Source organism: Croceifilum oryzae (genome assembly GCF_030814315.1).
Classification (GTDB): Bacteria; Bacillota; Bacilli; order Thermoactinomycetales; family Thermoactinomycetaceae; genus Baia; species Baia oryzae.
Map to the genome: position 1 here is coordinate 70,250 of NZ_JAUSUV010000010.1, position 25,482 is coordinate 95,731.

The 25,482-nt window shown below is 43.7% G+C and carries 24 protein-coding genes and 2 tRNA genes; 1 reads left to right on the forward strand and 25 read right to left on the reverse strand.

Features of this window, described 5'->3' with window-relative positions:
- The gene (locus J2Z48_RS12005; RefSeq protein WP_307253937.1) at nucleotides 1-1,269 is read left to right on the forward strand and encodes an MFS transporter; all 1,269 of its coding nucleotides are present in this window, start codon (nucleotides 1-3) and stop codon (nucleotides 1,267-1,269) included.
- Nucleotides 1,270-1,302: 33 nt separating this feature from the next.
- Here J2Z48_RS12005 and J2Z48_RS12010 read toward each other — a convergent pair whose 3' ends face one another.
- The 25 genes from J2Z48_RS12010 to spoVT form a co-directional block, all read right to left on the reverse strand.
- Entirely contained in the window at nucleotides 1,303-2,154 is an 852-nt protein-coding gene (locus tag J2Z48_RS12010; RefSeq protein WP_307253854.1) for a hypothetical protein, read from the reverse strand.
- Between the two features lie 180 nt (nucleotides 2,155-2,334).
- Complete coding sequence (locus J2Z48_RS12015) at nucleotides 2,335-3,858, reverse strand: Hsp70 family protein (RefSeq protein WP_307253856.1); 1,524 nt, start codon at nucleotides 3,856-3,858, stop codon at nucleotides 2,335-2,337.
- Between the two features lie 33 nt (nucleotides 3,859-3,891).
- On the reverse strand, nucleotides 3,892-4,521 hold the full coding sequence (locus J2Z48_RS12020) for a nucleotide exchange factor GrpE (protein WP_131849137.1): 630 nt from the start codon (nucleotides 4,519-4,521) through the stop codon (nucleotides 3,892-3,894).
- 309 nt (nucleotides 4,522-4,830) lie between these two features.
- Nucleotides 4,831-6,306, reverse strand: a complete 1,476-nt coding sequence (gene lysS, locus J2Z48_RS12025) for a lysine--tRNA ligase (protein ID WP_307253939.1) — start codon at nucleotides 6,304-6,306, stop codon at nucleotides 4,831-4,833.
- 41 nt (nucleotides 6,307-6,347) lie between these two features.
- The gene (gene dusB, locus J2Z48_RS12030; protein ID WP_307253860.1) at nucleotides 6,348-7,352 is read right to left on the reverse strand and encodes a tRNA dihydrouridine synthase DusB; all 1,005 of its coding nucleotides are present in this window, start codon (nucleotides 7,350-7,352) and stop codon (nucleotides 6,348-6,350) included.
- On the reverse strand, nucleotides 7,330-7,881 hold the full coding sequence (folK, locus tag J2Z48_RS12035; protein WP_307253862.1) for a 2-amino-4-hydroxy-6-hydroxymethyldihydropteridine diphosphokinase: 552 nt from the start codon (nucleotides 7,879-7,881) through the stop codon (nucleotides 7,330-7,332). The genes dusB and folK overlap by 23 nt, the downstream gene beginning before the upstream one ends.
- Nucleotides 7,878-8,237, reverse strand: a complete 360-nt coding sequence (folB, locus tag J2Z48_RS12040) for a dihydroneopterin aldolase (RefSeq protein ID WP_307253864.1) — start codon at nucleotides 8,235-8,237, stop codon at nucleotides 7,878-7,880. The genes folK and folB overlap by 4 nt, the downstream gene beginning before the upstream one ends.
- A gap of 12 nt (nucleotides 8,238-8,249) precedes the next feature.
- Nucleotides 8,250-9,074, reverse strand: coding sequence for a dihydropteroate synthase (gene folP, locus J2Z48_RS12045; RefSeq protein ID WP_307253866.1), 825 nt, complete (start codon nucleotides 9,072-9,074; stop codon nucleotides 8,250-8,252).
- An 11-nt stretch (nucleotides 9,075-9,085) separates the two neighbouring features.
- On the reverse strand, nucleotides 9,086-9,658 hold the full coding sequence (locus J2Z48_RS12050) for an anthranilate synthase component II (RefSeq protein ID WP_307253869.1): 573 nt from the start codon (nucleotides 9,656-9,658) through the stop codon (nucleotides 9,086-9,088).
- Nucleotides 9,659-9,836: 178 nt separating this feature from the next.
- Entirely contained in the window at nucleotides 9,837-10,760 is a 924-nt protein-coding gene (gene cysK, locus J2Z48_RS12055; RefSeq protein WP_307253872.1) for a cysteine synthase A, read from the reverse strand.
- A 287-nt stretch (nucleotides 10,761-11,047) separates the two neighbouring features.
- A complete protein-coding gene (gene hslO, locus J2Z48_RS12060) occupies nucleotides 11,048-11,926 on the reverse strand; it encodes an Hsp33 family molecular chaperone HslO (RefSeq protein ID WP_307253875.1) in 879 nt (292 codons plus the stop codon).
- Between the two features lie 70 nt (nucleotides 11,927-11,996).
- Nucleotides 11,997-13,997: an ATP-dependent zinc metalloprotease FtsH gene (gene ftsH / locus J2Z48_RS12065; RefSeq protein ID WP_307253878.1), complete on the reverse strand. Its 2,001-nt coding sequence runs from the start codon at nucleotides 13,995-13,997 to the stop codon at nucleotides 11,997-11,999.
- Nucleotides 13,998-14,078: 81 nt separating this feature from the next.
- Entirely contained in the window at nucleotides 14,079-14,618 is a 540-nt protein-coding gene (gene hpt, locus J2Z48_RS12070) for a hypoxanthine phosphoribosyltransferase (protein ID WP_307253880.1), read from the reverse strand.
- A gap of 44 nt (nucleotides 14,619-14,662) precedes the next feature.
- Nucleotides 14,663-16,090, reverse strand: a complete 1,428-nt coding sequence (gene tilS / locus J2Z48_RS12075; RefSeq protein ID WP_307253881.1) for a tRNA lysidine(34) synthetase TilS — start codon at nucleotides 16,088-16,090, stop codon at nucleotides 14,663-14,665.
- 118 nt (nucleotides 16,091-16,208) lie between these two features.
- Nucleotides 16,209-18,671, reverse strand: coding sequence for a stage II sporulation protein E (gene spoIIE / locus J2Z48_RS12080; protein ID WP_307253883.1), 2,463 nt, complete (start codon nucleotides 18,669-18,671; stop codon nucleotides 16,209-16,211).
- A gap of 305 nt (nucleotides 18,672-18,976) precedes the next feature.
- Complete coding sequence (locus tag J2Z48_RS12085) at nucleotides 18,977-19,489, reverse strand: ribonuclease FAU-1 family protein (protein WP_307253884.1); 513 nt, start codon at nucleotides 19,487-19,489, stop codon at nucleotides 18,977-18,979.
- A 106-nt stretch (nucleotides 19,490-19,595) separates the two neighbouring features.
- A tRNA-Met gene (locus tag J2Z48_RS12090) sits at nucleotides 19,596-19,672 on the reverse strand.
- Between the two features lie 5 nt (nucleotides 19,673-19,677).
- Nucleotides 19,678-19,752, reverse strand: a tRNA-Met gene (locus J2Z48_RS12095).
- 138 nt (nucleotides 19,753-19,890) lie between these two features.
- Entirely contained in the window at nucleotides 19,891-20,277 is a 387-nt protein-coding gene (locus J2Z48_RS12100; RefSeq protein ID WP_307253885.1) for a septum formation initiator family protein, read from the reverse strand.
- A complete protein-coding gene (yabQ, locus tag J2Z48_RS12105; protein WP_307253886.1) occupies nucleotides 20,274-20,855 on the reverse strand; it encodes a spore cortex biosynthesis protein YabQ in 582 nt (193 codons plus the stop codon). Before yabQ ends, J2Z48_RS12100 begins: the two co-directional genes overlap by 4 nt.
- The gene (gene yabP, locus J2Z48_RS12110) at nucleotides 20,852-21,136 is read right to left on the reverse strand and encodes a sporulation protein YabP (protein ID WP_307253887.1); all 285 of its coding nucleotides are present in this window, start codon (nucleotides 21,134-21,136) and stop codon (nucleotides 20,852-20,854) included. The genes yabQ and yabP overlap by 4 nt, the downstream gene beginning before the upstream one ends.
- 46 nt (nucleotides 21,137-21,182) lie before the next feature.
- The gene (locus J2Z48_RS12115) at nucleotides 21,183-21,479 is read right to left on the reverse strand and encodes a S4 domain-containing protein (RefSeq protein ID WP_307253888.1); all 297 of its coding nucleotides are present in this window, start codon (nucleotides 21,477-21,479) and stop codon (nucleotides 21,183-21,185) included.
- 109 nt (nucleotides 21,480-21,588) lie between these two features.
- A complete protein-coding gene (gene yabN / locus J2Z48_RS12120) occupies nucleotides 21,589-23,046 on the reverse strand; it encodes a bifunctional methyltransferase/pyrophosphohydrolase YabN (RefSeq protein ID WP_307253889.1) in 1,458 nt (485 codons plus the stop codon).
- A gap of 16 nt (nucleotides 23,047-23,062) precedes the next feature.
- On the reverse strand, nucleotides 23,063-24,664 hold the full coding sequence (locus J2Z48_RS12125) for a putative polysaccharide biosynthesis protein (protein WP_307253891.1): 1,602 nt from the start codon (nucleotides 24,662-24,664) through the stop codon (nucleotides 23,063-23,065).
- Between the two features lie 88 nt (nucleotides 24,665-24,752).
- A complete protein-coding gene (gene spoVT, locus J2Z48_RS12130) occupies nucleotides 24,753-25,295 on the reverse strand; it encodes a stage V sporulation protein T (protein ID WP_307253892.1) in 543 nt (180 codons plus the stop codon).
- Nucleotides 25,296-25,482: the final 187 nt, after the last annotated feature.

Below are 25,482 nucleotides of genomic sequence, written 5' to 3' on the forward strand. Positions count from 1 at the left end.
ATCCGAAGTTGGGCTCTTTATGACTGGGCCAACTCGGCATTTGCCACAACTATCATCGCTGCTGTCATGCCCACTTTTTTCTCCGATATAGCAGCAGAGGGGCTGGATCCGGGAACCGCAACTGCGTACTGGGGATACACAGATTCCATTGCCTCCCTATTTGTTTTACTATTATCCCCGATCCTTGGAGCTATCGCAGACGCTAGTGGTTCTAAAAAAATATTTTTACGTTTCTTTACTTATGTTGGTGCTATCTCTTGTTTACTCATGTTTACCATTGGAGCAGGCAATTGGCTTTGGGCCTCTCTACTTATCTGTATCGGGACGATTGCTTTTTCAGGAGGAAATGTCTTCTACGATGCGTTTCTGACTGATATCGCTCCCCCAGAGAAAAGGGATTATGTTTCGAGTGTCGGCTACTCATATGGTTATATTGGTGGAGGAATCCTCCTCGCCGCTCATCTATATTTTATCTTAAATGCCGAGTCATTTGGTGTCACCACTACTACCGCTACCCAAATCTCTCTGGCATCGGTTGGAGTCTGGTGGTTTCTATTCGCCATCCCGCTATTTCGAAATGTCCCTGAAAAAGAGATGGTTACGGAAAAGCGAAGTGCTTGGCAATGGACGCGAATTGGGTTTCAAGATGTTCGTCACACACTTAGAAAGATAACTAAATATCCCGAACTAATAAAGTTTCTAATCGCGTTTTGGTTCTTTAATGATGGGATTAATACAATAATTAAAATGGCTACCATATATGGAAAAGAAATCGGTATCGGGACCACACATCTCATCACCGCTTTACTCCTTACTCAATTTATCGGCTTTCCAAGCACCTTGTTATTTGGGAAAATAGCCGAAAAAGTGGGATCCAAAGCAACTCTGTTTATTACGCTATTTACCTATCTCATCTTAGTTTGTATCGGATATTATATGCAGTCGGCTACTCATTTCTATATCCTTGCTGGATTAGTAGGACTTGTCCAAGGAGGAAGCCAAGCCATTAGTCGCTCGATCTTTAGTCGTATGGTTCCAGTCTACCATAATACGGAATTTTTCGGTTTCTTTAGTCTAACAGGTAAATGCGCCTCTATCCTAGGTCCATTTGTCTTTGCGCTAGTTGGGCAGTTAAGTGGCTCTAGCCGATTAGGCATTTTGTCTCTTGTATTCTTCTTCGTTGTTGGGATTATCCTACTATTTAGAGTGAATATACCAAAAGGCGAAAAAGAAGCACTTGATGACGAAGCACCCCTTATAAATGTGTAACATAGAAAAAACCAAGTATAACCCGTAGTGGGGCTATACTTGGTTTAAATCATGTTCTAACTCCTTCATCAATTCCATAACCACTTCTGTCTTATGATTCACTACCTGCTCCATCACCATTTCTTTTTCCTCCTGTGAAAGAGAGGCCCCTTTGCTAAACAAATGGGTCACATTGGAATCCTCGAGTAGCTCTTTGGACAAGCCAGCGGCAATCTGTTTCTGGACGGACTTTAAGTCTCGTAATACGCCGCGCCAGTTAAACTTCCAAATAGGGGTGTGACGATACAAATACTCTACAACAACACGCTCATCTTGAGTCGTTTTATTGTACGTTAAGATCTGTTTCTGGAAAAGCTGTGCAACTGATATATGTAAAGCCTTTAACTTCATCAAGTTACTAGGGGTAATTTCATGGTTTCGATACACATTACTTGCTAGCTGGTTTAATTCCTCATTAGCCTTTTCTAAATCGCCTTGTTGCACAAATAAAACGTGTGATGTCTGAGTAACACGTTGAAACTCTTCTTTGGGAAAGAGATCCATGTGTTCTTCATAATGATTTTTTATCTCCTCAAGCATCTGTACCAAGCTTTGATACATCTCTTGCTCGCCGGTGAGTAGCACGTATAATAGATCATTGGATTTTTTGAGGCTTTCATACTGCAATACGCGCTCGACAACGGGCTCCACTTCTTCGAAGAATGGCACGGATCCATCTTCTCGTACCACCAAGACCTTCCCTGAAGGATGGAATCGTCCAAAATAGTAAGCCCCTTCATGACCCTCTACAGGAATCTTAGATTCAAAGATCTCTGGCTGTTCTTCTGGCAACGTTTCTTTAAACAGATTCACTATAAAAGTAGGAATCATGCTAGTGTCTTGCATTTCATTTCCTCGCTTCCAAGTTTATCCTCATAAAATTTCCATGCCCCCATCATACCATTTCATTTTCGCTATGATCTATTCAAATTCCTTTTTTTTGTCACAATTTACTCCATTTCCTTCCTGTTAAGCAAAAAAAGCCTTAACTAGATTTTTCCTAGTTAAGGCTTTTCCTTCGAAACATTAACTAATAGCAAGTTGTGCTACTCGCTGTTGTTTCTCCATTACTTCTTCTTCTGTCAGGTTGGAAGTACGTTCAATATTGATCTCGCCGAGCAAAGCACCTGCAGTAGAGTCGATGACAGAAACATGGATAATTCCATCACTATCATACTCAAATATCACTTCTAATGGCGCTCCTTTAGCATAGTTCGGCAGCTCAATCATCCCATCCCCTACAACTTTTACAAAGTCTAGGTCACTACTCTCTCCCTCAGTCACTTGGATATGAAGTTGAGTCTGATCATCTACCGTAGTCGTATAATGACCACTTACCCTCGCAGGAATGACGGTATCTTTTTTTAATACAATCGAGTTTACTTCCGCTCCATTTTCATCTAAAGCAACCACACCTAAGCTATGCGAGTTCACATCTTGAACTTCTACAGCTGGAAAAGCCTTTAGCATGTCAGGATCGGCAAGTCCCGCTTTCATATGTAAGAGGGTTCCTTGAATTGAGGCACCCATCGCCACAACCTCGTCTGGATTTACATCTAGCGACGGGCGGATTCCGGTAACACGCTCGATGAGAGCTGGTACAGATCGCATGCGGGTGGAGCCTCCCACCATCAAGACACGATCAATATCTTTCCATTGGAGACCTGCGTCAGATAGCACTTGTTCCATGATGACACGAGTCAATTGAAGCAAAGAGCCTGTTAGTTCGTCAAATTTTTGACGGGTGAGGGTGATAGAGGCATTATGACCACCCACCGATATAAACACATTGGTACGCTCCCGAGAAGATAACGTTTTTTTCGCAATCTCCGCTTTATCACGAAGATCTTGCTCATACATCGGATCATCTAATAGATCAATATCACTTTGTGCTCGGAACTCTTCATTTAGATAGTTCATAACCTCGTTGTCAAAGTCACAACCACCTAAGTTTTTCGCTCCACCCGTAGATAATACCCGAAGCCCTTCTGGGGATAATCTCATGATGGTCACATCGAACGTTCCGCCCCCTAGGTCATATACCATGATGGTTTGGCGTTGATCCATTTTGTCCAAGCCATAAGCAAGAGCAGCTGCTGTCGGCTCATTGATGATACGTAAGACATTTAAACCTGCAATCTTGCCGGCATCTTGGGTTGCTTTACGCTGAGCATCATCGAAATATGCAGGTACCGTAATGACGGCATCGGTTATACTCTCTCCTGTCAGTGTCTCGGCATCTTCCTTTAGACGGCGTAGGATGATGGCTGATATTTCTTCAGGTGAATACACTTCTTTATGTTCGGTAATAAAACGCCAGCTCTTGTCCCCTACTTGACGCTTTACAAACTGAATCACGTTAAAGGGACTTGCCACTGCTGATCGTTTCGCAATACTCCCTACGATTGGGTCTTCCCCATCAAATAAAACAACCGAAGGGGTGATACGCTCTCCCTCTCGGTTCACCAAGATTTCGGGCTTTCCAAACTTGTTCACAACGGAAATGGCGGAATATGTTGTTCCTAAGTCGATCCCTACTACTCTACCCATTGATTTCACTCCTTCAGGGAAGATGATCCTGTCCTATACACGATGTTTCTTTATAATCACTTTTGCAGGCCGCAGAATGACCTCTTTATAGCGGAATCCGTTACGGACCACTGCTGCAATTTCATTATCTTCTTCTTGTATCTCTGTTGGAACCACTTGAACGACTTCTTGATAACGAGGATCAAACGTAATCGATTCTAAGAAGATAGGTTCTACTCCACGTCTATAGAGAATCTCCATTAACTCTCCGTTTAGAGATTTAAGTAACTCAGCTACTTCGGGTGAGAGACTTCCATTCTCCGCACCATCTTTATAGATCATTTCCATCCGATCATGTAATAAGATCAAGTCTATATAAAGCGGTCTTAGATTCGTTAATTCTTGATCCTGCTTCATCGAATCCATCTCTTGATATAATCGTTCAAATGCTTGTTCTTTTGTTTTATCGTACGTTAGTCGCTTTTCAACTAGTCGAACGAGCGAAGTAAAGTTTGATTGCAAACTAGATAAGAAAGAGAGAACCTGTTGCTGTTGACGATCAACGGGCTTTCCCTCTACATCGCCGGTCCGTTCGCGCATCTGCGGTAAGTTCATGCGTTTTGGTTGTTGTGGTAGTTGGGAACCTTGTCCAAATAATCTTCGGTTCTCTTTTTTGGGACCCATACTTGTTCCTCCCTTTGGGCACTAGTTTACATAAATCTATTATAACAGCCTATTTCATAAAAAGTGCTTGGAAAAATGAAACCTAATCAAACTAACATCTTCCATCTCACGAAATTTCTTCTATTCCTATCCATTAACTCAATAAAAGTAATGTGAAAAATACATAAACTCTATCTATTGTCATTCTTACATCCATTTTTCTTCTATTTTATTCGCAAAACGCCCTGATTGGCAACCATTCTATAAAGCTTCAAACCTATGCAAGAAGAAAAAAGCACGAAAGACAGTAACTTCCGTGCTTTTTATTTTCTATTCGTGCGTTTCTCGCATATGTGGGAAGAGTAACACATCTCGAATCGATGGTGCATCAGTCAAGAGCATGACCAAACGATCCATACCGATTCCCAAACCACCTGTTGGCGGCATTCCGTACTCCATCGCTTCCAAGTAATCTTCATCCATTGGATGCGCTTCATCGTTACCCGCTGCTTTTTCACTCACTTGTGCTTCAAAACGCTGACGTTGATCAATCGGGTCATTTAGCTCTGTAAAGGCATTTGCATGTTCACGTGCGACGATGAACAGTTCAAAACGGTCGGTAAACCGTGGATCATCTGCATTTTTCTTAGCCAACGGAGAGATCGCTACAGGGTGTCCTGTTACAAAGGTAGGTTGAATCAATAAGTGCTCAATCTTTTGTTCAAAGAATTCATTTACAACATGCCCAAATGACATCGTAGGCTCTACATGCACACCATGTTCCTTTGCAATGACCCGAGCTTCTTCATCTGTCATCTGAGCCATGAAATCGACTCCTACATGCTCTTGAATCAGATCTGTCATCGATTTACGGGTCCAACCTACGGAGAGATCGATTTCTTCTCCTTGATAGTGAACCTGAGTCGTACCGCAAACTTCTTGAGCGATATGCGCGATCATATTTTCAGTTAGGTCCATGATATCGTGATAATCAGCGTACGCTTCATACAGCTCTAGCATCGTAAACTCAGGGTTATGGCGTGTAGAGATCCCTTCATTCCGATAAGCTCTTCCAATCTCGTATACTTTTTCTAATCCACCTACAATGAGACGTTTTAACGGCAGCTCTAGCGCGATCCGCATATAAAGCGTCATATCAAGTGTATTATGATGCGTTACAAATGGACGAGCACTAGCCCCGCCAGCAATGCTATGCAAAGTAGGTGTTTCTACTTCGAGATACCCATGGTTATTTAGATAATTACGCATCGAGCTAATCACTTGGCTACGGGTAATAAACGTATCTTTTACCTCAGGGTTCATAATCAAATCTAGATAACGCTTCCGATAACGTTGCTCCACATCTTTGAGCCCATGATATTTTTCAGGTAGTGGACGTAGAGATTTGCTCAAGAAAGAAACCTCTTGCGCGCGAACACTTAGTTCTCCGCGATTTGTCTTCATCATAATACCGTGAATTCCAATATAGTCCCCGATGTCCGCTGTTTGGAACGTCTCGTACTGCTCGTCACCCACTACATCCAGGCGCACATAGATTTGTACACGTCCGGTTTGATCTTGAAGATGGGCAAATGAAGCTTTCCCCTGTACTCGTTTCGCCATGAGACGCCCTGCAATCGCTACCTTCTCTTCTCGCTGCGCTAGCTCTTCTTTACTAAACGGCTCAAACTGGCTCGTCACATCCGTTGCATGATGCGTACGGATAAATTTCTGCCCGAACGGATCAACTCCGCGATCACGCAGATTTTGTAACTTCTCACGACGTACTTGTAACAACTCATTCATTTCCTCTTGCACTTGTACTTCAACTCCCCTTGACCCTCTTATTAGACAGCCTTAGCATCTGCCTCAGCTTCGTTTTTCTCTACTTGCTCCGCAAAACCTAATAATAGATTCGCCATACCATCTCTTGTTTCTTGCTCATTTACTGCATCCTTGATGATATTGGAGTTACGCAGTCCTTTCAGGTACCACGCAGCATGCTTACGCATCTCACGAACTGCCACCGATTCACCACGCAGAGAGACTAAGCGATCCATATGAAGAATGGCAATCCTCATCTTCTCGCTTGCTGTTGGGTCTGGAGCGAGTGTTCCGTGAGTCAGATATTCAACCGTACGGTAAAGCATCCAAGGGTTCCCCAGTGCCGCACGTCCGATCATCACACCATCACAGCCCGTCAAATCTAATAACTTACGAGCATCTTCTGGTGATGCAACGTCTCCGTTTCCGATTACCGGAATCGAAACGGCTTGTTTCACATCGCGGATAATATTCCAATCTGCTTTTCCTTTGTACATTTGCACACGAGTACGACCATGTACGGCTATACCTGATCCACCTGCCCGCTCCACTGCTTGAGCATTTTCAATCGCATAGATGTGATCCTCATCCCAACCAATACGCATCTTGACCGTAACAGGCTTATCGACCGCTTCTACTACCGCAGAGACCATTTCATAAATTTTGTTTGGATCTAGAAGCCACTTCGCTCCCGAATCATTATTTACAACTTTCGGTACAGGGCACCCCATATTAATATCAATGATATCTGCATTCGTACATTGATCTACCACTTTCGCCGCTCCTACTAGGGTTTCGCGATCACCACCTACGATTTGCAAACTTAGTGGTTTCTCCCGTTCGTCTACAAACAACATTTCTTTCGTCCGTTTATTACCGTGTAAAATTGCCTTATCACTTACCATCTCCGCACAGACGAGACCTGCTCCAAACTCTTTCGCAATCAGGCGAAAGGCAGGATTACACACGCCAGCCATAGGCGCTAAAACGACTTGATTCTTCAGCTCAACATTTCCGATTTTCCACATTTGTTTTTTCCTCCTCCCTTTTCGTAAGCGTAGTTTCTAGCTTGAGGATTCCCCCGGGATTCCCCATCTGATCTACCCAATCACTCAGACTTTCATTTGTCCCTGGTATAGAAAAATGCTCTGCATCTTCTACAATCTCCGCCAATGGAAGAACAACAAAAGAACGGATTTTCATCCTCGGATGTGGGACTTCTAAATGTTCTTGTTGGATTACATCATGATCATAAAACAGTATATCTATATCAATCGTACGAGGTCCGTAGCGGATCACTCTCACGCGTTTTAGTTTTTGTTCCACTTCCTGACATCGCCTGAGAAGTGCTTCTGCCGATAAAGTCGTCTCAAGTTCCACTACCATATTATAAAAATCAGGCTGATCTAGATAGTCTACTGGGTCAGAGCGATAAATTGAAGAATAGGTTCGGACCTGAATATCAGGTGTGGCTTGAATCAGCTCTATCGCTTGTTCTAACTGCAAAACGGGGTCACCCATATTGGAGCCTAATCCTATATATGCACGAATCATCATCGTTTCCCCCGTCTAACTTCAACACCGACTGATTGATAGTAGCCCGGGATCGGAGGATCTGGCTTCGTAACGCGAACCACTACTTCATCGATCGGGTATTCGGACAGGAGACGGGTTGCTATTTCTTCGGCAAGTTTCTCCACTAATTTAACCGGAGTCCCTTCCACAATTTGTTGGACCGTTTCATACACCTTGCCATAATCGACTGTGAGCGTTAGATCATCCGTGTACCCCGCTTCTTGTAAGGAGAGAAACAGCTTTAGATCTACCTGAAAGCGTTGCCCTAGTTTGTTTTCTTCTGGAAACGCTCCATGATAACCATAAAAAAGCATCTTCTCAAAAAATATGTGGTCCATTCTAGTTTCCTCCTAGTCAAGGGGCGCGTATACCAAAGCATCCATCATTCGACAAAATCGTACCGTTTCTTGTACATCGTGGACTCTCATTATCTGACAGCCTTTTTGAATTCCAAATCCCACCGTAGCCAGTGTTCCCTCTACCCTTTCAGCGGGGGGAAGATCTAAGATTTTTCCAATCATCGATTTACGGGATGTCCCGAGTAGTACGGGATATCCCATCTCCACCAATTGGTCTAGATGCTGCATGACCCGCACATTTTCCTGCAAGTTCTTAGCAAAGCCAATTCCAGGATCTAGCCAGATTCGTTCTGCCTTCACTCCAGCTTGCAGGACAAGTTGAATCGAATCTTGAAGATCCTTTTTCACATCCACAATTAAATCTTGATACGTAGGAACCTCGCGATTATGCATCAGGATCACTGGGACATCTAGCTCAGACATCACGCTAGCCATCAGCGGATCTTTCTTCGCTCCCCAAACATCATTGATAATATGAGCTCCGGATTGTATCGCTTCCTTCGCAACTTGTGCCTTATACGTATCAATCGAAACAGGAATATCCAGCTCAGATGTAATTCGCTTCACAACGGGAATCACACGCTCTAATTCTTCATCTAGCGGGACTGTCTCAGCTCCAGGTCTAGTAGATTCCCCACCGATATCAAGCAGGTCAGCTCCCTCATCAACCAGTCTCTTCGCATGCAAGAGAGCACGTTCCACTGTTTGATAGTTACCTCCGTCCGAAAACGAATCTGGTGTAACATTGAGAATCCCCATGACCAATGTGCGTTCTCCGATAGGCAATTCTCGGTTCCCCACCCGGAATCCCTGCATATGAATGCCTCCTACTTGGTGTACGTCTGAAGGAAATTAGCAAGCATCTGCTTACCCGACTCACTTAAGATTGATTCAGGATGAAACTGAACTCCTTCAACAGCAAGCGTCCGATGACGAATCCCCATAATCTCGTTCTCTGATGTCTCAGCCGTAATCTCGAGGTCTGACGGGAGTATATGCCGATCTACTATCAACGAATGATAGCGGGTCGCGATGATCGGATTTGGCAAATGAGAAAATACCCCTTTCCCATCATGAAATACATCCGACACTTTCCCATGCATCGGCCTCTCAGCTCGGATTACTTTTCCTCCAAAGACTTCTACGATCGCCTGATGACCCAGACATACACCTAATATAGGAATTCTCCCAGCGAAGGTACGAATCACTTCCATCGAAATCCCAGCCTCTGCTGGGGATCCTGGACCAGGTGAAATGATGATTGCTGATAAAGAACGCTCTTCCAATTCTTCTATTGTGACTTGATCGTTTCGTACTACCCACAACTCTTCGCCCAGATCACCAAAATACTGGACCAAATTGTACGTAAACGAATCGTAGTTATCAATCATACAAATCATTATTTCGCTCATCTCAACTCAAATATAATATCTCCCTATTCTAGCATAAAAACGGGATTGGTTCATCTTCGTTCTTGACAAACTGGATGGATTCTGTTTTGGAAGTAGATAAAAAAGTGGCACGTATGAACCAAGCTTGGCTGATACGTGCCTACCCTACTACCTTCTAGATTTTTCCTTATTCAAATTGATATAACGGTGTGGTTAAATAACGCTCCCCGCTACTCGGAATAACAGCAACCACTTTCTTCCCTGCACCGAGACGACGTGCCACTCGCAAGGCAGCTGATACTGCAGCCCCAGAAGAGATTCCTCCGAGGATTCCTTCTTCACGAGCCAGTTTGCGAGCCCATTCAAACGCATCTTCAATATCCACTTGCATAACCTCATCATAAATCTCTGTATCCAAAATCTTTGGAACGAAACCAGCCCCAAGCCCTTGGATTTTATGTGGACCAGGCTTACCGCCTGATAGCACAGGAGAAGAGGATGGCTCTACCGCGACGACTTGGAGATTCGGCATTTTTTTCTTTAACACGGTCCCCACACCCGTAATCGTCCCACCTGTTCCCACTCCTGCTACAAAAGCATCCAATTCCCCATCAACCTGGTCCAATAGCTCTAGTGCTGTGGTTTCAAGATGCACTTTTACATTATCCATATTATTAAATTGTTGCGGCATAAAGTATTCTGGGTTTGCTTCCGCTAACTCCGTTGCTTTTAAAATAGCGCCTCTCATACCTTCTGCTCCAGGTGTCAAAATAAGTTCTGCACCATATGCCCGAAGTAAATTGCGACGCTCCATACTCATCGTATCTGGCATAACGAGGATAGAAGGATATCCCTTAGCCGCCGCTACCATAGCAAGCCCAATTCCTGTGTTGCCACTAGTCGGCTCAATAATCACACTACCCGGCTTTAGGTCGCCACGCTTTTCTGCTTCCTCGATCATGCTTTTGGCGATTCGGTCTTTTACACTTCCACCTGGGTTGAAGAATTCTAATTTTAAATAGATGTCCGCATCCGCTTTTCCCACAATATGATTTAGTTTTACAAGGGGAGTAGAGCCGATTAGGTCTAGAATGCTATTTGCGACTTTCATTATTCGCCCTCCTATTTCCGAGTAAGTATAGGGATTTTATTGACTTTATCTTATCAAGTTTGTAGTGAACGATCAATTAGATTCATTATCCATATCAAAATCTTAAAAACAAGGGACTAACTGTTGGAGTAAGCCCGGGGCATATCCATCCACAGCTAACGGAGGATTGCGAAGCGGACAGTTTACTTCTCTGCTGGATCGGTATCTAAGAAGGGATCGGACAGACTTCTCCGGCCCTCGATCATCCAATTAGCTAATCAACCTGCCTGCTCTCAACAACTAATCAATCAGCTTCCCGAAATCTCCCCCAATATCTCCTCAAGCTCTTCCTTCGAAAACTGATACTTCGAATTACAGAAATGACAAACCACCTCTGCCTTTTCATCTTGTTCGATAATATCTTGGAGATCCTTTTTCCCTAAGCTCGCTAACATAGACTTCGTTTTTTCCAACGAACACGCACATTGGAATTCAACCGGTTTGGTAGCCAGAATTTCAGCGTCGTCCCCAAGTAAACGGTAAAGGATCTCTTCCGGAGTTAATCCGCTTTCGAGCAAGGCGGTCACAGATGGTATCCCCATGATCCGCTTCTCCAATTCATCGATGGCCTCATCACTCGCACCCGGCAGGACTTGAATCATATAGCCACCAGCAAACAGAATTTGATCACGATTGACGAGAACTCCTAGTCCAATCGAAGAAGGTACCTGTTCAGACGTGGAATAGTAGTAGGTAAAGTCTTCCGCTAACTCTCCTGATACGATTGGGGCTGACCCTCGGTAAGGTTCTCTCATCCCAATATCTCTCATTATGTATATATACCCTTGTCCTACGCCACCCGATACGTCGATTTTTCCGTTTTCTTTTAAGGGAATCATCACATCAGGTTGGTCTACATAGCCACGTACATGTCCCTGACCATTTGCGACAACCATGATTTCTCCAAGCGGTCCATCGCCTTTTACTTGAATAGTTACCACATCTTTTTCATTCTTTAACTCTAAGCCCATGAGCGCACCCATCGTGGCTGTTCTTCCGAGCGCCGCACTAGCTGTTGGAAACGTAACATGCTTTCTTTGTAACTCTTGAACTAAGTGAGTTGTAGTCCCAGCAAATCCCCGAAAACTTCCATCTTTTGAGATTGCTCGCACTAAATAATCAGACATAAAAAGTACCTCCCTAAAAGTTTTTCTTACTCCCGTACAAAAAAAAGAGGCGAATCAATCGCCCCCTCTTTTATTTTGGATCGTCTTTTTTCTCGTCTTTCTCATCTACGTCTGTCGGTTTCGCGTCATCCAAGTAATTAGGAGCTTCTGGAGCTTCTTCGACCTTTTCTTCAACCGAAGGCTCTACATCCAGATCTTCTTTCCCTTGGATATTCACTTTCACATCATCTACAGGTATATCGTCAATCTTGCCTGTATCGAGTAATTGCTTGATTTGCTCTTCGTCCAGCGTTTCACGAGTTAATAGAGTGTGTGCTAAGAGCTCTAACTGATCTTTACGCTCATTTAGAATATCCATCGCACGTTTGTAGCAGGTACGAATCAGCTCTTGCATCTCTGAGTCAATCTCGTAAGCAATCTGATCACTATAGTTCTGTTCATGACCGATATCGCGACCCAAGAACACTTGACCTTGAGAACGACCAAACTGCATGGTAGCTAAACGATCACTCATACCGTATTCCGTGATCATCGAACGAACGATTGCAGTTGCCTTCTCAAAATCATTGCTAGCACCTGTACTAACTTCACCAAAAATAATCTCTTCCGCCACACGGCCTCCCAAGATCCCAGTCACGCGATCAAGGAGCTCACCCTTCGTAGCAAGATAACGATCCTCTTTTGGCAACGACATCACATATCCACCCGCTTGCCCACGTGGTACGATGGTTACTTTGTGAACAATATCGGCATTTGGTACGTAATACCCAACAATCGCATGACCTGCTTCGTGGTACGCGACAATTTTACGTTCTTTTTCGCTTACTACACGACTCTTCTTAGCAGGACCTGCAATAACGCGATCAACCGCTTCATCGACTTCGTTCATAGTAATTTTCTTCTTGTTTTCACGAGCTGCAAGAAGTGCCGCTTCGTTTAACAAGTTTTCTAAATCTGCACCAGAGAAGCCCGTTGTGCGTTGAGCAATCACATTCAGTTTTACACTGTCAGCCAACGGTTTGTTACGAGCATGTACCTTTAGAATCGCTTCACGACCTTTTACATCAGGGCGACTCACTAGGATTTGTCGGTCAAAACGACCTGGACGTAACAAAGCAGGATCTAAGATGTCAGGACGGTTTGTCGCTGCCACCATAATGATTCCAGAATTGCCATCAAATCCATCCATCTCAACGAGCAATTGGTTCAATGTCTGTTCACGCTCATCGTGACCGCCACCTAGACCCGCTCCACGTTGACGACCTACAGCATCAATCTCGTCAATAAAGATAATACAAGGCGCGTTTTTCTTCGCTTGTTCAAATAGATCACGAACACGGGAAGCACCCACACCTACAAACATCTCTACAAAGTCCGAACCACTAATGGAGAAGAAAGGTACTTTCGCTTCCCCAGCCACTGCACGTGCGAGAAGGGTTTTCCCTGTTCCTGGAGGACCTACTAGAAGTACGCCTTTCGGAATCCGTGCACCCATAGCAACAAAGCGACGATTATCTTTGAGGAAGTCGACAATTTCGACAAGCTCTTGCTTTTCCTCATCAGCACCTGCCACATCTTGGAATGTGACACGTTTCTTTTCATCGTTATATAATCTAGCTTTGCTCTTACCAAAGTTCATAACTCGATTGCCGCCACCTTGGGCGTTGTTTAGTAAGAAGAAGAACAGTAAGAGAACAATGACTAAAGGAATAATCGTAGAGAGCGCTGTAACCCAGATCGACTCTTGCTTCGGAGGACTTGTCGTATACGTTATCTGATTGGTTTCCAGTAACTTGATTATGTCACTCTCCAACATAGGAGTCTGAGTCGTGTACAACTTCGTTTTCTTTTCATCTTTTGGATCTTTTATCTTACCTTCGATCCGATAAGTAAAACCTTCAGGCAAAAGCTTTGCATCTAGAATCTGCTTCTGCTCTACTTTTTGTTTAAACTGTGTGGTGTTAAGCTGTTCTGGGTTATTCCCAGAGTCAGCCACCAAACTTACGACCGCAATGGTCACAAGGATGAGGATTGCATATAATATTCCGTTTCTAAGGAAGAAGTTTTTCATCCTTGGCCTCCTCTCAATCCACTTTTTTCATTTTACCATAGGCATTCTAAACGAAACAATAGTTGGTCAAAAAAGATCAAACTAAGAAGAATAGACTTCTTCCTTTAGAATACCGATATACGGTAAGTTGCGATAAATCTCGCGATAATCTAGGCCATATCCAATGACAAACTCATCAGGGATTTCATATCCACAATAATCAGGAACCAAGTCCACTTTCCGACGGGCTGGCTTATTCAATAAAGTAACTACTTTTACTGACTTTGCATTGCGCCCTTTTAATAACTCGATTAAATAACTTAACGTTAGACCTGTATCAATGATATCTTCCATAATCAAGACGTCTCTTCCTTCTACCGAAGAGTCCAGATCTTTCAGGATTCGCACCACTCCTGAAGATTTAGTAGACGCACCATAGCTTGATACCGCCATAAAGTCCATCTCAAGCGGAATGCTCATAGCACGAGTTAAATCCGCCATAAAAGGTGCAGCCCCTTTTAATATGCCCACACAAAGCGGAAGCGTACTAGCATATTCATCCGATAAGAGCTTCCCTAATTCCTTTACTTTGGATTGGATCTTCTCTTCTGAAATCAATATTTCCTTCACATCTTGATTCATGAATGGTCCCCCTAAAAAAAAACAATTATGTATACCCAGTAAAATCATTCTAACATTTTATAAGAATGCCATCGTAAATACAAATAGCAACTTGTCTGGTTTGTGATAGGAGCAATGGCAGATCTCCTAACATCTGGAATCCATAGGACTTGACCCTCTATATGAACCACAGGAATCTGATCTCTCAAGTGCCTAGGGATTTGTTTCTCGATCATGAGTTCCTTTACCTTTTTTGAGCCCTGAAAACCAAAGCAACTCATTCGGTCGCCTGCCTTTCGAGAACGAACAAAAATCGAACTATCGGGTAATTGATCATAATCAAAGACCGCAGATGGGTAAGAAGAGAACCATTCCGTAGGTTGAGGCTGTTCAAACAAACAAGCTTCTATGGTGCCAAGGGACGGATGATACTCTATTTCTCCTGGTATCTTTAATTCTAATTCTTCCCATGTCAGCTTGGTTGCTTCGTCCTTGTTGGATTGTTTCAGAATTGTGACCATCTCATAGCTTTTCCGTACCAATATCCCTTTCTCCAAATGGATTTCTCCACTCGGAGTAGGTGATGAAGCCCAATTACGAATCTGTTCGATACGAGAATATGTAATTTCTACATCTGTCAACCATTCCAGACTACTTAATATTAGTTTAACCACTCTACGCTGTAAAGCAATAGGAAGATCCTGAAATCTCTTACGAGACCATGACACTTGCCTGTCATCCTGTCTCAAAAGAACCTGCTCTAACGCCTTACCTTCCCATTCTTTCCAAACTTCTTCCTCCTCAAGCACCCGAGCACCTAACTGAGCAATGGTTTCTTTTACCTTGGGATTGATCTTTTCTAGCTCTGGGAAGATTTGCAGTCGTAGGAAGTTACGAGTATATTCCGCCACTAGATTACTTTGGTCGATTCGAGGTTCCAAGTGGTGCTGTTTACAGAATGTATCCACCATCTCGCGGGAACTAGATAAAAGGGGGCGAATCAGCTCTATCTCTTTCCACTTCCGCCGAATTGGGATCCCAGTTAGACCGGAAGAATGAGTCCCACGAATCAATCTCATTAAAATCGTCTCAGCTTGATCATCTTGATGATGCCCCAAAGCAACATAGCCAAATGATTCCCGCTTTGCTACCTTAGCAAACACCTCATACCGAAGGGCTCTGGCTATGTCTTGCTTGTTGCCACCTTCTTCACGCTGTGCCTTCTTCACATCGACCGCTTCCGTCCAACACGGAACCTCTAGCTGAGTACAAACATCTGTTACATACTGCTCATCCAGCAAGCTTTCTTCTCCGCGCAACTGGTGATTTACATGAATCACGCCTATCCTCCACCGATACTCTTTTGAGAGGCTCTCTAAAATATGTAGTAATGCGATCGAATCAGGTCCTCCAGAAACCGCTACTAAAATAGAGGCTTGTTCTGGAATCTTTAATTCCTTCTGCATCACACGATCAACCACTTCTGTCAACATTGCCCATTACACACCTCCCCAATCCAAACAATCCAAAAGTCCCTAGACCTCTCTAGGGACTCCTTCACTTACTTATACTACTGATGTTATGCCTTTTCCTCCGAAGAAGCAAACCCAGCTAACTGTTCGGCACCTCTTGTGGACGTTCGATCGGTCGCACATTAGACAACCGAATCGTAGACCACTCGGACGTGTGTTTCTCTACCTTGGATACAAGAACGGTCATATCATCAGGAATTTCCCCTTGACGATATCGGACAATCTTTTCAAGTAGACAATCGGCAAAATCTTGCGGATCCTTGGTATCGATTTCGTTAATGATCTTGGTGATGAATGCATCCTTATTCACCGTATTATGCGCCGCATCATAGATCCCATCTGTCATCATCACGATCAGATCGCCTGCCTGTAATTGCGTTTCAATCGGTTCCACATCAATTTCCTTTAAAATTCCAATCGGCGGATTGGAAGCAGAAAGTTTTAGGACCTTCTTCCCCCGTTTGATAAATCCGGGGGTTGAGCCGATCTTCATAAATCGACCCTTCGCAGAATTCAAATCAATCATCGCTAGATCAATCGTGGCAAACACCTCGTCAGACGTTCGCAAGCTTAAGATCGAGTTGATGGTCTCTACTGCTCGTTCTTCATTCATTCCTGCCTGAAGCAACCGACGTAATAGCTTCAACGCCGCATTACTCTCCTCCTGGGCCCGCTGACCATTCCCCATACCATCACTTAACGCTACTGCAAATCGACCCGTCCCCAGATTCATGTAACAATAACTATCTCCCGATACCATCGCCCCGCCCTTGGCAGCGCTAGCCACGCCTGATTTCAACTCAAAACGCTGTGCCGAACCAAGGGTAATAATTGCTCCTTGCGTACCGTCCTGTACCACTTTTCGATATACACTGATCGGCTCCCCTAATACTTCGGTCAACAGAGGCGCAATCAGTTTTTTACATTCGTCAAACGAATCCTGATGTGGAAGGAATACTTCTATCTCTACTTTCCCCTCCGCTAGATTTAAAATTTCGACCCGCTGAAATTGTATCCCTAACTCATCCAAGGCAGCGTGGATCTGTTCTTCTTGGGCATGCATCACTTGTGTCTCAATGCGGATCTCCGTCGCCAGCTTGTCCATCACCTCAGCCATCCCCGCCAATTGGTCGCCCACTAACCTCCGTGTATCTTTAATCTTGTCCCGCCAATACAACGTATGTTCATAGTGTGCATACTGGTCTTGAAAGTTACGGACAACCTGATCCGCTCGAATACAATACTCGTCCCAAGCTTGTGGGATCGGCACATGATTCCGCGTCCCTACCTGTTCAACGACCGTCATCAAACTCGTCATTCCTTGGTAGGTTTTCATGATATTTCCTTCCCAACATTGCTGGAATTGGGCACACCCCATACAACTTTGTTCCATCGTAGTTGTCACAAACTCATGAACTTGATCCTCATCTTCTCGTTGTTGCTTCGTCATATCCTCCCGAAAACTACTCGCCAGTTCATAAAATAGATTTGTAAAATGCTCTACTTTTGCCGCTGTCACATCTCTCAAACGCCTAATATAGTCCTGTTGTTCCATCTGATTCTCCCACGTGCCTGGAACAAACTTAGCCACTTTGTGAAACCAGCTATCAGGTGTTAAGAAAAAGAGTAGCAGTGCTAGCAATGTCTCTTGCATTGACAACCAGAGATTCGGAGGAGGGGCACCGTACAAACTTAAAATCGTCGTGCCCAGTAGAAAACCAATCGCAACACCCAGCCGCTTCCCCTCTTTAAACAATCCAGCCAATAAGCCCGCAAATGCTAATAAACTAATTTGTAAAACCGATTTTGGATTGGAGAGATGGAGAATCAGCCCCGTGACAACTCCCATCGACGATCCAAGCATCGCTCCCCCTACTATCGCTAGGACGAGGATCAAATATCGTGAAATAATATTTACGACTTCTATATCTGCGATTGTCCAACCCAATGTGCCTGTCATAACGGAGCCTATGAGGATCACCAAGCAAACCATTTCTTCATGCTTGAGACCCGCTTTATTTCGTTTCACCGTAAAAACGGGTAGTGCCTGAACAAAAATGAAGGTAAGAATAAAACTGATAAGGACGTCTACTCCAGCTAATAAATATTGATAACTGGTAAAGGTATCAAAATACCAGATCGTTGACAGATTTCCGATTATGCCACTTGTTAACACAATCAGGGGTGCCGAATATAGTGTTGCTTTTCCAAACGATTGAAACAGCTTGTACACACCGAGCAATAAGACGAGATAAGCCGTAATTTTACCCGCATGAAGCAACGAGATCGTAGTCGCTCCCATGATCAGCGATGCCATGACAACGGGCCATTGTTTCCTACTGAGGAAAAGCATCACCGCTAGATACGCCAAAGCAAATGGGGAAACAGATTCTAAAATTAATGCCCTACCCAACAAAAAGCCCATCACCATAATCGGTACATTCCACGAGATGAGTCGCTTATGAACTCGATACGACCCGCTCTTTACCTTTTTCATCGGCGATATCCAAAAATGTTTGATCCGTGTCATCATTTCCATCATTTGGTTCAGCACCCCCGTTAAACAGTTTGTGTCACTCATTATAAACAGGGGAAATCAGATAAGTTTGTCAAAATCACACCCGGTCAAAAATAAATTTCTCGACACACTCTGCAACGGAACTATGTCAGCCATTTCAAGTTCTTGGCGAAATGTATATGCCGAAAAGAAAGAAACCCTAACCTGTACATAGAGTGTACAAGTTAGGGTTTTATCGTCGCATCTTGTCAAATCCAAAGGATGTCGCGGTTCATCCGACAAATCTTCTTATTACTCGCCCTGAACATGGAAGGTTTGTCGAGTTTCAGCTACACACGTCTTTTATTCGGCGCAGGGGGTACCGGGAACATCTTCGCATCTTGGATAAACGAAGGAATCAGCTTGCCGTCTGTCTGCAATTGAATCATCTGATCCAATGTTCGCAGTGCATGCACCTGTTGCCGCTTCTTCAAATGTCCTTTTTCTAGGGAGTCCGCAAATTCATCTATATCAATCAGGTCATAATGGCCGTCTGGATGTACGATTAGATCAAATAAAAGGTCAACCATAACGTAACGTAATCGCCCTGTCTGGTGCATTTGCATCACATCGCAATAATAGTAAAGAAACTCCCCATTCCGATGAAAAACTTTTGAAATCGTATATCCTTTGCGAACAAAATAGTAAGTAAGGAAAATTCGTTTTCCATCTGGGTTTGCATACTGCGTTGCAAAACAATACCTGCCGCGCCAGTCACGGACTAGTTCGGTGTATGTCTTGTTAATGGTGGTAAACTTAATTTTTTTAATTATGACATCCACACGAACTCCTACTTCCTTCATATGTATTTTACATCCACATGAAATCATTTCGTTTTTAAAGCCATGAAAAAAAGACGGAATCCGTTCCCTTTTCAGGGAGCTTCCCGCCTTCTCCTCTCTTACCATTTGGTAGCGGCGAAGGGGCTCGAACCCCTGACCTCACGGGTATGAACCGTACGCTCTAGCCAGCTGAGCTACACCGCCATATTTGGTTGCGGGGACAGGACTCGAACCTGCGACCTTCGGGTTATGAGCCCGACGAGCTACCACTGCTCCACCCCGCGACATTATGATTGTATCTGCTAACAACATGCTTAATTCTATTACATATAAAGCAACATTGTCAACTGTTTATCTAAACTTTTTCGCTAGGGATTCCGCAGGTAAAATAAAACTCCCATTTGGCGGGAGTTGGTCAAGGTCTATTCGTGTTCCATTTCAAAGTTCTGTTCGTTCTTCTTACCATAACCTAATCGGTGTGCTTGCTCTAGAAGATACTTTGGATCCTCTAGCTTTTGCAAATCCTGGTCCAGCCGCTGGGATTCCTGTCTAAGCGTTTCCAGCTCTTGAGACTTCTTCACCAGTATATCCTCACGATCCCAAATTTTCATCTGTTGGATCACGAGCTGTACTCCAAACCAAATAAAAAATAGGATCGCACTTATTAGCCAGATAAGCCGGCGCCTTTTTGCTTTTGGATGAAGTTTCCGAATGGGAGTATGTGCTGAAGTTGCGAAAGCTAGATCTTGTGTATCGGTTGTTGGTTGACGAAAGGTAAGTACTTTCGAATTATTACGATGTTGAGTCATTCTGAATCATCCTTTTTCTTACGCTGTCTCCATTTTTCTAGCCACTTCTTCCCCAGCAGGATTCCTCGATTGATATAAGGACGTACATGAGGTTCAATTCGCTTCGTAATGGGGCTACATAACCATAGAAGAGGGCGAAGGAAAATCTGGAGCATCTTCCAAAAAAGTTGAAGTACGAACAAAAGAAGTTTACGGATGAGGTGAATCGTAAACAGAATAGGGCGAATCACAATCATTTGGACGGTTTTAATGTGGAATTGAATAATCCATTCTATCACACGGATACATGTCTCAATCAGACGTGTCATGATCTTGCTCAGCCATTGATAATAGAGGAAAACACCCAGTATAATGGCCAGAAAAATGTAGAAACGAAGCTCTCCCCAATTACTCCAGAAGAGTACGCTAAATACTAAACCACTACAAACGAACCAATATAGCAAGTCAATCAGTGACACGGCCCAACCACGGATGTGGAATCGTCCTTTTAATACCCGATAGGTATCTAAGATAACACCTAAACAAAAACCAGAACCTAGCATGAGAAACATGGTCAGATACTGAGTATGTAGTGTCACCTAAATAACCTACCTAACAAGTTTTTCTGCCGTTCGGATGGGGGCGTATTGGCATCTAGATAACTAATATCATCAAACTGCCCTTCAATCACTACCATTCCAGACATGAGGTCTAGATTTTTGATATGAAGCTCACGTCCCCGGATTCCCAAGTAACCGCAATCCGTTTCCAGCAAAAATTCCTCGCTATCAAAGCTTTCCACGCCTACTACTCCGCTCACTTCAAGCATGTTTCGATTCTTACAGACAATTTCATGAGGTCGCTGTCTTCGTTCCTCCATCTAACACGCCCCCTTTATGGTACATATTATGGGGGGGAGGACAAGATTAGAACTCGTCTTCGCCTTCAGCATCAACCTTACCGGAATCCGCCACTTGTTCCTCTTTGATGACCTCATACATAGTATCTGCTTCTTCTTTCCTCACATGTTCAAGCAAGCGCAGTACTTTTGCTGTCACGACTTTTTGGCCAAAACGAATGGATATTTCATTCCCTACTGCCACAACCGCCCCTGCTTTCACTACTTTCCCGTTTACCTTCACTCTTCCTTGGTCGCATACCTCTTTGGCTAACGTTCTTCTCTTAACCAAACGGGATACTTTTAAAAACTTATCTAAACGCATCTATATGTCTCCCCTATATTCGTCTACGCATGTTTGGAGGGATAACAGAGTTTTTCTGTCTACCTACTTAAAATCCTGCCAAACATGCGTTTGGTGTACTGATCGAGCATCAAACATGCTTGGCTTCATTCCACCATGCATCAAGCTGTTCCATCGATATCTCTTGAATAGGCTGTCCTAGCTCACTCGCTTTTTTCTCCAAATAAGAGAAACGGTACAGGAATTTTTGATTCGCGCGAATCAGCGCTTGTTCCGGATCGACTTGCAGCCATCGTGCCAACGAGCCGAGTGAAAATAATAAGTCACCTAACTCCTCTTCCCGCTCTTCTTGGCTCTGTGCTTGTACCACTTCTTCTAATTCCTCACGCACTTTCGCTAGAACGCCATCTACGGAATCCCAATCAAAACCGAGCTTGGCCGCTTTCTTTTGCATCTCAAACGACTTTAAGATTGTTGGATATTCTTTTGGGACTCCTGACAAAACAGACTCATCTTCTTGTGCATATTCCCCGCGTTCCTGTTTTTTAATCTCTTGCCAGTTTGAAACCACTTGTTCCGAATCTGTCACTTTCGTTTTGCCAAATACATGTGGATGACGACGAATCATCTTCTCACTCAAATTTTCAATCACATCACGAATATCAAACGTTCCTTCATCTCGTCCGATTTGGGCATGAAGAAGTACCTGAAGCAATACATCCCCTAGTTCATCCGCTAATGAGTCTTCGTCCCCATTATTGATCGCTTCGATTGCTTCATATGCTTCCTCAATCAAATAAGGGCGCAGGCTCTCATGCGTCTGTTTTCGATCCCACGGACAGCCATCAGGACCACGCAATGTTTCAATGATTTCCACTAAGTAATCAAACTGTCTGTATAGCGCATTCCCTAGAACAGGCGGTACATACACCGTCGATAAGTCTGTAAATGAATCCTCATGATCCAATTCAAATAGAGGAACTTCCACGATCTTCTCTAAGTCCGGAATCCCTAACGCAGTCCCGATTATGACGGTGTGATCAGCTGGATACACCTCCATGAGGCTTAGCTTTACATCCGAAGCAACCAATCGGTCATATACTTGTCCTACCAGTATATGCATACGCGGATTCAATTGATTCGCTTGCAAATCGTTACCGTCCACCATTTGAAAGCCTTCGATCGGATCGATCTGTAGCCTTGCAAAAGCGGCATCCAAGAAGCTTCCGCCACCTATGATCTCTACTTCAATCCCTGATTCCATTTGCTCTTTTAGCAAGATCTGAACTGTACGCTCCGCAACCATCGGATGCCCGGGAACTGCATACACCACTTGCTGATACTCTTTCGCCAACCTGATTAATTGGGAAGCGATTTCTTCATAAACTTCTTCAAATTGATGATGCTTTTCATAAACCTCATCAAACGAATGAAAGTGAACTCCTTGTTTCTTCATCCAATCTACAACTGGGTGTTTTTCGGTTCGGAGCCAAATGGCAGCGGCACTCTGTAATCGATTCCACGTACCCATATTTAGGCTTGTCTCGTCCCCAAAGCCTAACCCTACGATTGTAATTGTATGTTTCATCACTCACACCACCTTTTTATCTTCTTAGCCAACGAAATTTATTCAACATAGATTGTAGTTTCGGAAGTTGTGCCAAGTCCTCATCTGGAATCAGATGAAAACGAAATAGCGCAAAGATATATACCAACACGCCTACTATCACAGTAATCAGGGAAATAAGCGTCATACTCACTCGACCATGGTTCTCTCCAAATCCCCATTGTAGAATATAGAGAACTCCTTTCGTACTAACAACTAACAAGAAAATCGTTAGTACACCACTTTGGATCTGAGCTCCTTTGTTACCCATTTTACCAGTAAACTGCTTCCAACAGGCTCGCAGAGTCAAATAGGTAGAAAGCGCGTAAGCCAACACAGAAGCCCAAGCCGCTCCTTCAATCCCCATCTGAGGAATCAAACTATAATTCAGTCCTATCTTCAAAATCGAGCCCAAAAATAAGAAAAGAACGGGTAAATATAGCTTTCCAAAACCCTGAAGTATCCCAACGGATGTAACCCCTAATGTAGAGAAAAAAGCCGAAAAAGCCAAGATCGCAAGAGCAGTAGAACCAGCAGAATCCTCAAATAACATGACATTTACCGGCTCTGCTATAATGAACAACCCAATCGAAGCAGGCAATCCTAACATCCACGTAAGCCGTAGCGCCAAACGGGCTCGTTCCTCTGCCTTCTTCACCTCACCGCGTGCCCGTAGATCTGCAATCGATGGCACAAGCGATAGTGAAATAGCCGCCGCAAAAAAGGAGGCGAATTGAATTAGAGGTTGCCCACGATCATAAATTCCTTTCTGAGCAATGGCAAAGTCTTCCCCCTTCGCCTGCTCCAAAATATTGGCCACTGTAAAGGAATCCACTAATTGATATAACGGTAATACCAATGATCCCAGACAAATCGGGAGAGCAATCAGAAATACCTCTTTTAATACTTTTCGTTTTCCTTGTATCGGTTGCTTTGTTTTTACATCTAATCTCGTTGCCCGTTCAACCCCCTGCTTCCTCATATAAACAAGAAGAACGATAAAACCTGCTACTGCGCCCGTAAACGAACCAAACACAGCACCAGCCCCGGCATAAACAGGACCATACCCAAGCGTAATCATAAGATAAGAAAGAATTAAGATCGTACAAACCCGCACAAACTGTTCAATCACTTGCGAAACAGCTGTCGGCATCATATCTTGATATCCTTGAAAATATCCTCTAGCCGCAGCCATGACTGGGATGACCAACAATGCAAACGAAACCGTTTCGATCGGCAAAGTCAACATCGCTTCATTCCCCATCCACTGCGCAAACCAAGGTGCACCAAAAAATAAAAGTGAGAAAAAGAACACACCTGTTATTAATAAACCAATTGATGATACATGATACACTTGTTTGGCACCTGCTTCATCACCTACCGCAACCCGTTCGGATACCATTTTCGAAATCGCAAGCGGAAAGCCAGCAGTGGCCAATATGATCAAGGTACTAAATAGCGGATACACTTGTTGGTACACGTACATACCTTCGTTTCCTGTAATATTTTGATACGGAATCCGGTATATTGCCCCTAGTATTTTACAAATAAGTCCTGCTAAGCCTAGAATAGTGGCCCCTTTAATAAATGACTTCTCCACAATCTCCGCTCCGCCTTTCTTTGTACATGTCCTCCATTATACACAAAAAAACACCCTATCCGGTTAGATATAGGGCGTTTCTCCAAACCTATTGTTCCATTTGCTTCCCGAGAAATGAGGCGGCAGTACTTGCTAATTTGGCTTCCATGTCACCAATCCTCGCACCATCCTTCTTGGAGATTAGGATGACGGCCCCAATGGGATCTCCACCTGCAATAATAGGGACGATAATATAAGAATGATACTCTTCAGGGCTTCCTTTTAAAATTTCAGCTGTACTTTGTGAAGTATCCGTTTGAGGGCGGCGGTGCTCCATCGCTAACTCCACTATTTCACCTATAGGCTTTTCCAAGTATTCTTTTTTCGATGCTCCTGCTACTGCAATCACGTTGTCTCGATCACAAATAAGCGTAGTATGTTGCAAGTTTTCATACAAAGCTTCTGTATACTCTTGTGCAAAGTTACTAAGTTCACCGATGGGTGAGTATTTTTTTAAAATTACCTCTCCATCACGATCGACGAATATTTCCAAAGGATCTCCCTCACGGATTCGAAGGGTACGGCGTATTTCCTTGGGTATCACCACACGCCCGAGATCATCGATCCGGCGAACGATGCCGGTTGCTTTCATAGAAAATATTGCCTCTCTTTCCTATAAAGATTCAATCATTCCTTGACTTACCATCCTACGCCCATAGTATGAGACTGCTTTCCATTATTTATTCCAAAAGGTTCAATGTATAAATATCGAAAAAGTGATTGTACACAAATAAAAAAACGCCTCCTAGAATGAAACATCTAGAGGCGTTTCTTTACAC

Excerpts from the sequence above, each read along its gene's own strand:
- yabP (WP_307253887.1), bottom strand. The coding sequence starts at position 21,136 with ATGGAGGAACGAAGACAGCGACCTCATGAAATTGTCTGTAAGAATCGA.
- lysS (WP_307253939.1), bottom strand. The coding sequence starts at position 6,306 with ATGAATGAGTTGTTACAAGTACGTCGTGAGAAGTTACAAAATCTGCGT.
- J2Z48_RS12010 (WP_307253854.1), bottom strand. The coding sequence starts at position 2,154 with ATGCAAGACACTAGCATGATTCCTACTTTTATAGTGAATCTGTTTAAA.
- J2Z48_RS12020 (WP_131849137.1), bottom strand. The coding sequence starts at position 4,521 with ATGGGTCCCAAAAAAGAGAACCGAAGATTATTTGGACAAGGTTCCCAA.
- tilS (WP_307253881.1), bottom strand. The coding sequence starts at position 16,090 with ATGTTGACAGAAGTGGTTGATCGTGTGATGCAGAAGGAATTAAAGATT.
- dusB (WP_307253860.1), bottom strand. The coding sequence starts at position 7,352 with ATGTGGAAAATCGGAAATGTTGAGCTGAAGAATCAAGTCGTTTTAGCG.
- ftsH (WP_307253878.1), bottom strand. The coding sequence starts at position 13,997 with ATGAAAAACTTCTTCCTTAGAAACGGAATATTATATGCAATCCTCATC.
- spoIIE (WP_307253883.1), bottom strand. The coding sequence starts at position 18,671 with ATGATGGAAATGATGACACGGATCAAACATTTTTGGATATCGCCGATG.
- J2Z48_RS12115 (WP_307253888.1), bottom strand. The coding sequence starts at position 21,479 with ATGCGTTTAGATAAGTTTTTAAAAGTATCCCGTTTGGTTAAGAGAAGA.
- J2Z48_RS12015 (WP_307253856.1), bottom strand. The coding sequence starts at position 3,858 with ATGGGTAGAGTAGTAGGGATCGACTTAGGAACAACATATTCCGCCATT.
- yabN (WP_307253889.1), bottom strand. The coding sequence starts at position 23,046 with ATGAAACATACAATTACAATCGTAGGGTTAGGCTTTGGGGACGAGACA.
- hpt (WP_307253880.1), bottom strand. The coding sequence starts at position 14,618 with ATGAATCAAGATGTGAAGGAAATATTGATTTCAGAAGAGAAGATCCAA.
- J2Z48_RS12100 (WP_307253885.1), bottom strand. The coding sequence starts at position 20,277 with ATGACTCAACATCGTAATAATTCGAAAGTACTTACCTTTCGTCAACCA.
- folP (WP_307253866.1), bottom strand. The coding sequence starts at position 9,074 with ATGCAGGGATTCCGGGTGGGGAACCGAGAATTGCCTATCGGAGAACGC.
- hslO (WP_307253875.1), bottom strand. The coding sequence starts at position 11,926 with ATGTCTGATTATTTAGTGCGAGCAATCTCAAAAGATGGAAGTTTTCGG.
- J2Z48_RS12085 (WP_307253884.1), bottom strand. The coding sequence starts at position 19,489 with ATGAAGGAAGTAGGAGTTCGTGTGGATGTCATAATTAAAAAAATTAAG.
- J2Z48_RS12050 (WP_307253869.1), bottom strand. The coding sequence starts at position 9,658 with ATGATTTGTATGATTGATAACTACGATTCGTTTACGTACAATTTGGTC.
- spoVT (WP_307253892.1), bottom strand. The coding sequence starts at position 25,295 with ATGAAAGCAACCGGCATCGTTCGCCGGATCGATGATCTCGGGCGTGTG.
- folB (WP_307253864.1), bottom strand. The coding sequence starts at position 8,237 with ATGGACCACATATTTTTTGAGAAGATGCTTTTTTATGGTTATCATGGA.
- folK (WP_307253862.1), bottom strand. The coding sequence starts at position 7,881 with ATGATGATTCGTGCATATATAGGATTAGGCTCCAATATGGGTGACCCC.
- cysK (WP_307253872.1), bottom strand. The coding sequence starts at position 10,760 with ATGAAAGTCGCAAATAGCATTCTAGACCTAATCGGCTCTACTCCCCTT.